This is a genomic window from Nonomuraea sp. NPDC005692 (assembly GCF_040631115.1).
In the GTDB taxonomy this organism is placed as follows: Bacteria; Actinomycetota; Actinomycetes; order Streptosporangiales; family Streptosporangiaceae; genus Nonomuraea.
In genome coordinates this window covers 1-11,666 of sequence record NZ_JBEXYU010000069.1, presented here as the reverse complement: position 1 = coordinate 11,666, position 11,666 = coordinate 1, and the positions used below count along the sequence as shown (strand labels likewise).

The 11,666-nt window shown below is 72.3% G+C and carries 7 protein-coding genes; 2 read left to right on the top strand and 5 right to left on the bottom strand.

What is annotated here, in order from left to right:
- Nucleotides 1-96: 96 nt before the first annotated feature.
- The 4 genes from ABZ459_RS52440 to ABZ459_RS52425 all read right to left on the bottom strand — a co-directional run bounded on the left by ABZ459_RS52440 (nt 97) and on the right by ABZ459_RS52425 (nt 4,366).
- On the bottom strand, nt 97-2,061 hold the full coding sequence (locus tag ABZ459_RS52440; protein WP_357989000.1) for a glycosyl hydrolase family 8: 1,965 nt from the start codon (nt 2,059-2,061) through the stop codon (nt 97-99).
- A gap of 553 nt (nt 2,062-2,614) precedes the next feature.
- Complete coding sequence (locus ABZ459_RS52435; protein ID WP_357988998.1) at nt 2,615-3,226, bottom strand: DUF305 domain-containing protein; 612 nt, start codon at nt 3,224-3,226, stop codon at nt 2,615-2,617.
- An 86-nt stretch (nt 3,227-3,312) separates the two neighbouring features.
- A complete protein-coding gene (locus ABZ459_RS52430; protein ID WP_357988996.1) occupies nt 3,313-3,714 on the bottom strand; it encodes a hypothetical protein in 402 nt (133 codons plus the stop codon).
- 193 nt (nt 3,715-3,907) lie between these two features.
- Complete coding sequence (locus ABZ459_RS52425) at nt 3,908-4,366, bottom strand: hypothetical protein (RefSeq protein ID WP_357988995.1); 459 nt, start codon at nt 4,364-4,366, stop codon at nt 3,908-3,910.
- Nucleotides 4,367-4,482: 116 nt separating this feature from the next.
- On the opposite strand from ABZ459_RS52425, the gene ABZ459_RS52420 reads away from it, so the two are divergent.
- Nucleotides 4,483-4,857, top strand: a complete 375-nt coding sequence (locus tag ABZ459_RS52420; protein ID WP_357988993.1) for a PASTA domain-containing protein — start codon at nt 4,483-4,485, stop codon at nt 4,855-4,857.
- Between the two features lie 46 nt (nt 4,858-4,903).
- Here the strand turns inward: ABZ459_RS52420 and ABZ459_RS52415 are convergent, their stop codons facing one another.
- On the bottom strand, nt 4,904-10,402 hold the full coding sequence (locus ABZ459_RS52415; RefSeq protein ID WP_357988991.1) for a carboxyl transferase domain-containing protein: 5,499 nt from the start codon (nt 10,400-10,402) through the stop codon (nt 4,904-4,906).
- Between the two features lie 348 nt (nt 10,403-10,750).
- On the opposite strand from ABZ459_RS52415, the gene ABZ459_RS52410 reads away from it, so the two are divergent.
- Nucleotides 10,751-11,569 carry a glycerophosphodiester phosphodiesterase family protein gene (locus ABZ459_RS52410; protein ID WP_357988989.1) on the top strand — a complete coding sequence of 273 codons (819 nt, stop codon included), beginning with the start codon at nt 10,751-10,753 and terminating at the stop codon, nt 11,567-11,569.
- Nucleotides 11,570-11,666 lie beyond the last annotated feature (97 nt).

Sequence of the window (11,666 nt, the reverse complement as noted above, 5' to 3'; positions counted from 1 at the left end):
GGCGTCCGCGGGCACGGCCCCCGAAGGGAGGAACCCCATGAGACGGGCCCTGCTGACCGGCCTGCTGCCACTCCTGCTCGCCACCCCCGCCGCCGGTCAGGGCACCCAGTGGTTGCCGGTCACCGTGATCATGACCTGGAGCTGGATGCTGGACGAGTAGTAGCTGCTCGCGTCGATCGGGGTGCCGAGCATCTTGTTCCACAGCGCGTCGAGCCAGGCCTGGCTGCCGGAGTCCGTCATCGCCGCCACCGCGAACGGGGCGAAGAAGGCGGCCTCGCTGCCGCTGGAGATCTGCGTGCCGTTCAGCTTGTAACCGATGGCGATCTTGCCGGGGTCGCCGCCGGTCTTGCTCTTGATCCAGGAGTTGAGCTTCCTGGCCGAGGCGAGCGACTTGGCGTCGCCGCTGGTCACGGCGTCGTCGGCGATGCGCCACGGGGTGCGGCAGGCGTTCCACCAGTACTGGCCGTCGTTCGGGTCCTCCAGCACCTGGCCGGGGGCCGGCTTGGCGGTGGAGTTGGTGTTGACCACGAAGTCCGGCAGCAGGCCGGTGGCGGAGGCGTAGTTGGCCTGGAGGGTGGTGATCAGGTTCTGGTGGGCGGTCCTGATCGTGTCCCAGGCGCTGTTGCCGGTCGCCTTCCTGAAGGCCCTGAAGTGGTCGACCATCCAGTCGGAGGTGCGGGTGATGTAGTAGTACTGGTCGCCCGAGCTGCTCCAGTCGCCCAGCTTGAGCAGGTTCGTGGACGGGTTGATCTCGTCCTTCTTGATGGCGTTGATGTGCTTGATCGCCAGGTCGAGGTAGTTGTACGTGCCCGAGCTGCCCCACTGCCGGTGGGCCAGGAGCAGGCCGTAGGCGACGTCCATGTCGCCGTCGGTGGCGCCGTCGCTGCCGTCGACGCTCTTGCAGGCGGTGTCCTGCTCGGCGGCCAGCAGGTCGGGGTTGACCGACGACGGGTGGGCGATCATCCACTTGACCATGCCGTCGAAGATCTTCTTGGCGTCGGGGTCGGCCCCGGCCATGGTCGCGACGACCACCATGCCGTAGCCCTGGGCCTCGGCCACGTACGGGTGGTCGGCGTCCGGGGAGATGACCTCGTACCAGCCGTTCCCGCAGTTCTGCCGGACGAAGGCGGCCTTCCACCGCTTGTAGTAGTCGACCACCCGCGCGTCCAGCGTGGCCTGGTCGCCGGAGGGACGCAGCATGCCCGCCGCGTACGGGATGGTGTGGCTGCCGAAGGGCACCGCGGGACCGCCCCCGCCGCCCGGCTGGGTGGTCGCCGTGACGGCGCCGCCGGCCGCCGACTGGTTGCCCGCCGCGTCGCGCGCCCTGACCGTGTAGCTGTAGGCGGTGGCGGGGGTCAGGCCGGTGTCGGTGTACGTGGTGCCCGTCACGGTGGCCACCGGGGTCGAGCCCCGGTGGACGAGGTAGCCGGTGACGCCCACGTTGTCGGTGGCGGCGTCCCAGGCCAGGGAGACGCTGGTGGAGGTGGTGCCGGTCGCGCGCAGGTTGCCCGGGACGGAGGGCGGGGTGGTGTCGGTTCCGCCGCCGCCGCCGCTGCCGTAGACCTCCAGCTCGTAGAGCGAGTAGCCGTACGTGGTGCCGCGAGCGGTGCCGTACATGCGCACGTACCGGCCGCTGCCGCTGACCGTCAGGTCGTCGGTCGCGCCGTTGCCGGAGGTGGTGGAGTAGACGTCGGTCCAGGTGGCGCCGTCCGGAGAGGTCTGGATCTTGTACGACTTGCCGTAGGCCGCCTCCCAGGTCAGCTTCACCCTGGAGACGTTGTACGTGTCGCCGAGGTCGACCCTGATCCATTCGGGGTCGTGGCCCTCGACGCTGGCCCAGCGGGTGGAGGCGTTGCCGTCCACCGCCTTGGCCGCCTCGAAGCCACTGCCCTCGACCGACGACGAGGTGACCGGTTTGCCGCCTGACAGGAGCGTGTCGGCGCTGGAACCGGCCGCGGCGGTGGCGGGCGGCGCCAGGGGCGCGGCCGCCATCAGGGCCGCGACCAGGGCCGTGACGAGCAGCGACGACCGCCGGGGGCGCCGCTCAGAACGTCTGATCATGCGTTGATCCTTCGGATAGGGGGTGCCATAGGGCCATCCGCAGGTGGACCGTGATCGGTGAAGGGGCGTTAGGAAACTTTCCTAACCCTCATAGCGGACGGTAAACAAGAACACCCCCATCCGCAACCCTTCCCCTCAAACCAACCCCACCGTTCACCTCCCCGACACGAACACACCACCCAAAAACCAGACAAACCCCACGCTGGACGGACCACCTCTTCAGGTGACGACGGAGACCGCCAGGCGTCCGGCCGGCCCGGCCGCCGTTGCGCGCACCCTCCGGGTGACGGCGGAGAAGGGCCGCCCCGTTGATATCGGTGTGGCTGCGCCCTTCCGCCGGCCTTCGGCGATGCTCCGCCGGGCCGCCCGCCCCCAGGCATCGCTTCCGTCACACGTCCACGACGCCGACCCCTGATGCCCGTCGCCGGCGTCGGCCTCTACGCCGGGCGGCCGGCGACCCGGCCGCACAAGGGGCGGCTGCGCGGTGGCGGTGGCTGGGCACGACCCGCCCGGTGCCGCCCGGACGGCGCATGCGTCCGGGCGGCGGGTCGGGTCAGAGGCGCTCGAGGAGCTTGCGGAGCTGGGCCACCTCGGCCTGCTGCGTGCTCTCGATGGCCTTGGCCAGCTCCTTGGCCTGCGGGTTCACCCCGCTCGCCTGCTCGGTGCGGGCCATCTCGATCGCTCCCTCGTGATGGGCGATCATCTGCTCGGCGAACAGCCGGTCGAAGGCGGCCCCCTTGGCCCCTTCGAGCTTCTTCATGTCCTCGGCGGACATGATCCCGGGCATGTCATGCCCCATGCCCCCGGACGGCACGGGCTTGCCCCACTCGGTCAGCCAGCCCTTCATGGTCTGGATCTCCGGGTCCTGGGCCGCCTTGATGTCGGCCGCGAGCTTCTTGATCTCGGAGTCCTTCGCCCGCTGCGGAGCGAGGTCGGCCATCTCGACCGCCTGCTGGTGGTGCGGGATCATCATCTGGGCGAACATGACGTCCGCGTCGTTGAACGACTGCTGCGACGACGGCGCACCGGCGGTGGCGCTTTCGGTGGCGCCGGCGGTCGTGGCCTCGGGCGCGGCCGTGGAGGCGGTGTCGTTCGCGCCGCACGCGGTGAGCAGGACGAGCGCGGCTGCGGCGGCGGCGAGGCCGATCTTACGGTTGATGGACATGCTGATGTGCTCTCTCGTTCGCTGGAACTGCGGGTAGGCCGATGCGCGCGGATCGCCGTCGAGGGCGTCCGCGCGAACAGGCCGGCCTATATGCGCAGGATCGAGAGACGAGCCAGCCGCAGGGACGTGGGCCGCGGCGGTGGCCGCGCGACGGGCCGGAAGGCCGGCCCCGGGTCGGCGCCGCCGACGGCCCGCCGCCGCACCCCGACCCAGAGGGCCAGCAGCACCACGACGAGCAGCGAGGTCAGGACGGCCAGGCACACCCCGGCCGGATCGAGCCCCGGCATCTCGTGGCCGGGAGCGAGCCCCGCCAGGGCGGCGACGGGGGCGACGGGGGCGACGGGGAGCTCGTGGGCGACCGCCGGGCCGTGCCGGGCGTTCGCCATGTCGTGCCGGGCGTTCACATGGCCGAGCGTGTGCATCCCGCACACGCCGAGGGCGAGGACGACGAGCAGGAGTGCACGCGCACCCCGCCGCAGGTTCCCCACCGGCCCTCCCCCGTCGCTCCGGCTCTTACGAACGTGCAGGATACGGGAGCCGTCCACCTCCGGCAACCTGAACCCGGTACGGGTATGTGAGACCTGAGTCACCATAAGGGGATGCCGTTCCCTACATTTCCGGCTTAACCAGAATCTCGCCCTCGGGTCAAGGAAACGCTCCGGGCAGCCGGGCTTCAGTGCGTCAGAAGAACTGGCCGAGGCGGAACGGACGTACCACGAGCGGGACCTCGGACCGGCTGATGACCTTGACCTTCCTGAGGCCGGTCAGCCAGTCGGCCGTCACCTTGACGCATTTCAGGAGCACCTCGTGCTCCCCCGGCGGCGCGTACCGGGAGATGACGACGCCCTTCTTGCCGAACCCCATCCCACCCAGCCCGATCCCCACCTCGCGGAACATCCGCCACGACCCCTTGACGGGGAACGCCGTGGACCCGACGACGGCGTGGTTGGCCTGGGTGGGGCAGTGGATGAGCAGCCGGATGGCGTCGTTCTGGTGCGGCGCCGCCGGCGAGACCCGGAAGGACGTGAGCTTCTTCCAGGACGTGTCCCCGCCCGGCGCGGAGTCCGCCGCGGCGAGGGTGGCGGGTCCCGCGGCGACGACCGCGACGGCGACCGCCGCCGCCCATGTGATCGACCGCATCTTTCCCCTCACGCTGAGTGACCAGATGCTTCCCATTCTGGCCACTTCGCCCCAGCAAGGGAGGACGCCACGCCGGGCAGGCCGACGACGTGATCCCGATGGCGTACAAAGGAGGCGTGAACCGGCCGGAGGCACGTCTGATCGCCACGTTCGTCGTCATGGGGCTCGCGTTGAGCGGGACGTTCACCGCCCTGCTGCTGGAGGGGGCCGGCGACCGGGCCGCCCCTCCCCCTCGGAAGCCGCTCCCGGCGACGGCGACGGCCGCGCCCTCCCCCACCTACATCGGCTCCATGCCCGAGCTGTGGGGCATGGAGCTGGACGCGGCGAACGGGCAGCTCGCCGCGCTGGGGATCACCGCGCGGGTGCAGCGGACCAACCCCGACGGCGGTCCCGAGACGGGGGAATGGGTGGTGACCGCCCAGGCGCCGGCGCCCGGCGCGCTGCTCATGATCACCATGCCCGTGTTCCTGATCGTCGAGCCGCGCGACTGAGGCCCGGCCCCCGCCCCCGAACCGGTGGCCCGGGGGCGGTGCGGGGTCAGGAGTCCTGGTGCAGGCGGGCGATGCCGCGTTCGATGGCCTCGATGATCCGCGGACGCAGCTCGGCGGCGCTGATGATCGCGTCGACCGAGCCGACCTCGACCGCGCGCTGGATGTTGTGCACCCGGTCGAACTCCGCGGCCACCTCGCCGAGCTTCTCCGCCCGTACGGCCGGCTGGACCTCGGCCAGGCGGGCGTTGAGCGCGGCCCGCTCGGCGCCGCTGGCCGCCGCGACCTGCCGCTGCAGCTCGCTCACGCGCGGGTCGGTGGCGGTGCGGTTGTTCACCTCGCCGGAGAAGACCACCGCCGCGGCCGGGGCGCCGCCGAGCACCGAGGCGAACGAGCCCTCCAGCGCCAGCACGGTCATGTTCGGGTTGAGCGCCTTGGAGAACACCACGAACGCGCCGCCGTGGTAGCGGGAGATGACGCAGAACACGATCGGCCCGTCGAAGTTGACGATCGCCCGGCCGATCTCCGCGCCGTACTCCAGCTGGAGCTTGCGCATCGACTCGGGTGAGCCGTCGAAGCCGGACAGGTTCGCCAGCACCACCAGCGGCCGGTTGCCGGAGGCCGCGTTGATCGCCCGCGCGGTCTTCTTCGACGAGCGCGGGAACAACGTGCCGGCCGTGTACGAGTCGGGCCCGTCGGCGGGCGGGAAGCCGCGCCGCGGCACCGGCCGTGACTCGATGCCGATCAGGCAGACCGGCCGGCCGCCGATGTGCACGTCCTGGACGGCCGAGGTGTCGGCGTCGGCCATGCCCGCCCAGCGTTCCAGCACCGGGTGGTCCTGGTCGGACAGGGCGCGCATCACGGTGCGGATGTCGAAGGGCTTCTTGCGGTCGGGGTTGTGCTCGGCGGAGAAGATCTGGCCGACGGTGGAGAAGTCGCTGCCCGCCACGGTGTGCGGGTAGTCGCGGACGTCCCGGTCGGCCGGGTCGGCGGTGGGGGCCCGCCGGGGGCCGCGCTCGCCGGGCACGACGTAGGTGTGGTCGTAGTGGGCCATCAGCACGTCGCGGGCGGCCGGCAGGTTGGGCGCCCAGTACTGGGCCTGGCCGTTGGGCCCCATGACGCGGTCGTAGCCGCCGATGCCGAAGTTGTCCTCGGCCGACACGCCGCCGGAGAAGTCGAGCGACTGCTTGCCGGTGAGCACCATCGCCGAGTCGGGGGTCATCACCAGGATGCCCTTGGTGTGCATGAGCATCGTCGCCTCGGCGTTCCAGTACGGCTGCGCCCCCACGGTGATCCCCGCGACCACGATGTTGATCTCGCCGCCGGCCTGGGTGAAGGTGACGATGCGCTTGAGCGCCGCCGCCACCCAGTCCATGTTCTCGGTGCCGGAGGTCATCGAGATCCGGGCGCCGGCCGACAGCGCGAACCACTCCAGGGGCACGCGCATGCGCTCGGCCAGGTCGAGCGCGGCGATCACCCGCGAGCACTCCGGCTCCGACAGCGCGCCCAGCGCCTTGGTCGGGTCGCCGAGCAGCACCACCCGGGTGACGCCTTCGGGGTGGCGCGCGGTCGGCGTGGTGACCACGCCCGCCACGATCGCCGCGGAGTTGTTGCCCTTGGGCCGGTCGACCGGGACGAGCACGCCGTCGGCGTCGAGGTCGTGCTCGACGAAGCGGCCCTGGGGGCCGGTGAGCAGGCCGGTCAGCTCGTAGGGGTAGGCGTTGCCGCGCCGGGCGGCGCGCAGCACCTTCTGGCGGTAGTCGTCCAGCGGCTGGACCGGCTCGTCGGACGGCTTGCCGACGTGCAGGCTGGCGCCGTGGCCGGGGCCGAGGGTGATGCGCACGGCGACCTCGCTCAGCTCGCCCGAGGGCGTGCGCTGGCGGGCCACGAACTGGACCTCCTCCAGCCCGGCGCCCGCCGTGGTCGGCAGGATGCGCTGGACCAGCATGTTGAGCTCGTCGGTGGTCAGCTCGGTCGAGGGCCAGACGTACATCATGATGCGGTTGGTGTCGAACCGCTTGTTCTGGGGGCGCTGGGCCTGGATGTTGCGGATCGCGTCGAGGCCGGCGTTGAGTGCGTCCTCGACGGCGGGCAGCGCGACCAGGCGGCCGTCGGCCTCGCGCAGCGGCGTCAGGTCGCGGACCTGGCCCATGGCGATGAGCCGCTCGTCGGCCGGGTTGCTCTTGGCGACGGCCTTGAACAGGTAGAGCTCCTCGTCGACCGACGGCAGCCGGGTGAGGTCGAACTCCTGGAGCCGGTGCAGTTGCAGGCGCTGGGCGATCTGCGGGTGCAGGCCGCGGATCAGGCGGTCTTCGGCGAAGCCCGCGCCGTCGGGGCGGAAGGTGAAGTGGTGGTGCATGACCGCGCCGCTGGTGCCCACGACGGTGGTGGTGATCCGCCGGATGCCCGCGGGCTGCGGGCGCTCGGCCAGGACCTGCCCGAGGCGTACGGCCATCTCCTCGGCGTCGGGCTGGTCGTCCCAGGTGAGGTAGAGGTCGGCGACGAGCCCGCGCCCGCCCACCCCGTCGGCCAGCGCGCCGACGGCGTCGATGGCGTCGGGCAGGGCGGCGATGTCGACGGCGGTGGTGACCAGGCGGGTCACGCCGCGCGGGCCGGTGTGCTCGGCGGTGACGAACCGGCAGCCCGCGCTGTCGCGGGTGGCGACCTGCGACAGCCCGCGGTTGCCGTAGTAGCGGCGGGTCAGGACCTCCAGCAGCGGCGCGAGGTCGCGTTCCGGCCGGCCGATGCGCTGGCCGAGCAGCCGGACGAGCGGCTCGGAGCTGGCCACCATGGCCTGGATGCGCTCGGCGCGGTCGGGCGCGTTCGGGTCACGGTCGAGGTGGCGCAGCTCGTCGCGGACGGCGGCGTAGACCTTGGCGCGGTTGCGGCGCAGCAGCGGCTGGGCGAACCAGCGGAACACGACGCCGCGGGCCAGGTCGGCGACCACGGGGAAGCGCACCTGCGTGGCCTCGACCAGGTGCTCCAGGGCGAGCCCGGCCCGCTCGCCGAGCGGCTCGCGCGGCGGCGCGCCGGCCAGCCAGGTGCGCAGCAGCTCCGACACGACGGCGAGGCCGGCGGTCATCCGCTGCTGGGCCAGGAAGATCCGGAAGACCGCGGCCTCCAGCTCCGGGGTGCGGTCGAGCTCCTCGACGCCGTAGTGCCTGAGCATGCGCCGCAGCTTGGCCTGGAACGCCTCGGGCAGGCCGGCGCGCTCGACGTCGAGGCTCTGCAGATAGCTGTGGAAGTACTCGCGCGGGCTGTGCACCGGGCTGCCCGGCTCGACGTCGAGCTCGCCGCCCGGCTTGTTGCGGCTCAGCTCGGACAGGTCGGCGAAGACGGTGAGCAGGTCGAGCTCGCCCTCGATCACGCGGTCGTCGAGCTCGGCCCGCGCGGCCAGGTAGCCCGACAACATGCGGGCGCGCTCGTGGCGGTCGGCGTCGAAGCCGAGCAGCAGCTCGCGCAGGTCCTGGAGGCCGCGCTCGGCCTGCTGGGCGGCGGAGGTCCGCGGCGGGGCGGCGGGCAGGTCGATCGCGGGGGCGCCCGTCGCGGCGGCGGCCTGCTCGGCCTCGGCGCCGGCGAGGGGCTCCAGGCGCATCAGCGGCGCGCCGGCCTCGACCTGGCTGCCGACCGAGACGCCGCACTCGCGGACGCGGGCGCGGAACGGCGCGCGCAGCACCGTCTCCATCTTCATGCTCTCCAGCACCAGGATCGGCGCGCCCGCCTCGACCTCGTCGCCGGCCGACAGGGGCGTCGCCACCACCAGCGCGGGCGCGGGCGAGCGGACGACGCCGCCCTCGTCGCGGCTGATGCGGTGGGTGACGCCGTCGACCTCGACCAGGTGGATCGGGCCGTGGGTGGCCGACATCAGGCGGAAGCGGCGGCCGTTGACGGTGATGCGGCCGCTGTGCTCGTCGAAGCGGTCGATCTCGACGTCGAGCGGGTGGGAGAGGTCGCCGTCGGAGATGCCGACGCGGAAGCGCCGCTGCCCGGCCCTGGCCACCGTGAGCCGGTAGCCGGCGCCGCGGAGCTTGAGGGTCAGCGGGCGGCCGGTCTCGTGCTGCACCTGCGGGCGCCCGCCGTGGGCGGTGGCCAGCAGCCGGTTGCGGCTGACCTCCTCCTCGTCCTGGTACGCCTCGATCGCGGCGGCGGCCAGGGCGACCGCGGAGTGGCGGTGGCTGACCAGGCGGCCCTCGGCGCGTACGCGGTCGATCCAGCCGGTGTCGGCGACGGCGTCGACGACCTCGGGCTGGTCGAGCAGGTCGAGCACGAAGCTCTTGTTGGTGGCGCCGCCCTCGATGATGACGGTGGTGGCGGCCATCGCGCGGCGCAGGCGGGCCAGGGCCTGCTCGCGGTCGCGGCCGTAGGCGATGATCTTGGCGATCATCGAGTCGAAGTCGGCGGGGATGGTGTCGCCCTCGCTGACGCCGGTGTCGACGCGGATGCCGGGCCCGGCGGGCAGCACCAGGCGGGCGATGCGGCCCGGCGCGGGGGCGAAGTCGCGGTCGGGGTCCTCGGCGTTGAGCCGGGCCTCCACGGCGTGGCCGCTCTCGCGCGGCTGGGGGCCGTCCAGGCGCCCGCCGGCCGCGACGTGCAGCTGCAGCCGGACCAGGTCGGTGCCGGTGGTCAGCTCGGTGATCGGGTGCTCGACCTGGAGCCGGGTGTTGACCTCGAGGAAGGCGAACATCTTGTCGCCCGGGTGGTAGAGGAACTCGACGGTGCAGGCGCCGCGGTAGCCGACGGCCACGGCGAGCCGCGCGGCCGACGCCTTTAGCTCGTCGGCCTGGTCGCCGGTCAGGACCGGGGAGGCGGACTCCTCGATGATCTTCTGGTTGCGCCGCTGCACCGAGCAGTCGCGCACGCCCAGCGCCCACGCGGTGCCCTGGCCGTCGGCGATGACCTGCACCTCGACGTGGCGGGCGCCGGTGACCAGGCGCTCCAGGAAGACCACGCCCGAGCCGAACGCCCGCTCGGCCTCCTGGCTGGTGCGCTCGTAGGCGTCGGCCAGCTCGTCGGCCGAGGCGACCATGCGGATGCCGCGCCCGCCGCCGCCCGCGGTCGCCTTGAGCATCAGGGGATAGCCGATCTCGTCGCCGGCGCGCAGGGCGTCGGCGAGCGTGGCCACCTCGCCGCGGCTCCACGGCGCGACGGGGACGCCGACCTCCTCGGCGATGAGCTTGGCGCCGATCTTGTCGCCGAGCCGGCGCATCGCCTCCGCGCTCGGCCCGACGAAGGTGACGCCGATCTTCTCGCACAGCTCGGCGAAGGACGGGTCCTCGGCGACGAACCCCCAGCCGACCCACGCGGCGTCGGCCCCGGTCTCGGTCAGCGCCCGCTCCAGCACGGCGTGGTCGAGGTACGGGCGCGCGGAGGCGGGCCCCAGCGGGTAGGCGACGTCCGCCTCCCGGACGAAGGTCGCGTCGCGATCGGCGTCGGTGTAGAGCGCGATCGTCTCGATCCGCTTGCCGGTCTCCGCCGAAAGATCCCGGACGGCGTGGATGAGCCGCATCGCGGCCTCTCCGCGGTTGACGATGGCGACACGATTGAACACCGGTTGAGCCTCCCACGTACCCCGTACAAGTAGGCGAAGTCCGGGGTGGTCCCCGGAGCCTCGCCTGTCACTGTCTCTACCGTGCTCGATGACCACCGCGTGCACCAATGTCCGCATAGTGCACGCCGGGGCTCCTGCTTTGTGTGGATCCCACAAAAACAGGCCCCGCCACGGGGTTCGAGCGCCGGTTCCCGTGGCAGCCTGCCACAAGCCGTCACGGTACCGACGACTGTACCGGCGACCCGGGTCACGCCTGCGCAGCCCTCGCCCTCCGAGCCGCTCCCCCAGGACGGAACGTCCATGAATGTGGCAGAGTGCGGGCAACTACAAGATCGAAAGGTGTGTGCCTTGGCTGTCCCCCTCGCCGCCTCCCTCGCCGCCTTGACGCTGGCCTCCTCGCTCACCTCGCCGTTCGCGGCCCAGGCCGCCGCCCTGCATGCCACACTGCCCGCCTGCCCGCAGATCTTCGGGCACGGCGGCTACCCGACCGGCGCCAACGCCTGGGAGCGGGACCAGGTGCGCCAGCCCAACAACCCCACCGCCGTACGGCGTTACAAGGGCTGGGGCGCCTCCGGCGTCGAGGCCGACCTCCAGCTCACCAAGGACGGCACCAAGGCCGTCATGTGGCACAACACCTCGACCTGGGGCCTGTCGGGCACGAAGAAGAACATCACCGAGATCTGGTGGGCGGCGGGCGACACCGCGCTCAAGGGCCGGACCATCGTGCGCGGCCTGTTCAAGGGCGAGACGGTCTACACCTTCCGCGAGTGGCTGGCCGCGATGAGGTCGGCCGGCATGATCGGGCTGGTCGAGATCAAGCCCGAGGCCCGCCAGTCGCTGCTCAGCTCGAACGCCACCATCAAGGCGCAGGCGTGGAACGAGGTGCTCGGGCCGGTCAAGGAGAACCACCAGTCGCAGGAGATCATCCTGTACTCCCACGACAGCGCGATCGCCGCCGAGCTCAGGAGCCGCGTGACCGCCGCGGGCCTGAGCCAGGTGCTGACCGGCGGCCCGATCTGGCCGGAGGTGACCAAGTGGGAGGAGCCGCCGCCCTCCTGGACCCTGAACGAGAACGCGTGGAAGTCGGCGCTCGCCAGCGGGGCCAAGCGGGTGGCCACCGACTATACGCCGGAGTTCAGCGCGTGGCTGAAGGGCAAGTGCCAGTGACCGCGTCCTGAGGACGCGGCGAGGGCCGGGCGGCGGGCAGCCGGTGCCACAGGTGCAGTAGCAGGTCGGAGGCCGTTCCGGCGAGCTCGACCGCGCC

Coding starts and splice junctions, on each gene's coding strand:
- ABZ459_RS52440 (WP_357989000.1), bottom strand. CDS start 2,061: ATGATCAGACGTTCTGAGCGGCGCCCCCGGCGGTCGTCGCTGCTCGTC.
- ABZ459_RS52435 (WP_357988998.1), bottom strand. CDS start 3,226: ATGTCCATCAACCGTAAGATCGGCCTCGCCGCCGCCGCAGCCGCGCTC.
- ABZ459_RS52425 (WP_357988995.1), bottom strand. CDS start 4,366: ATGCGGTCGATCACATGGGCGGCGGCGGTCGCCGTCGCGGTCGTCGCC.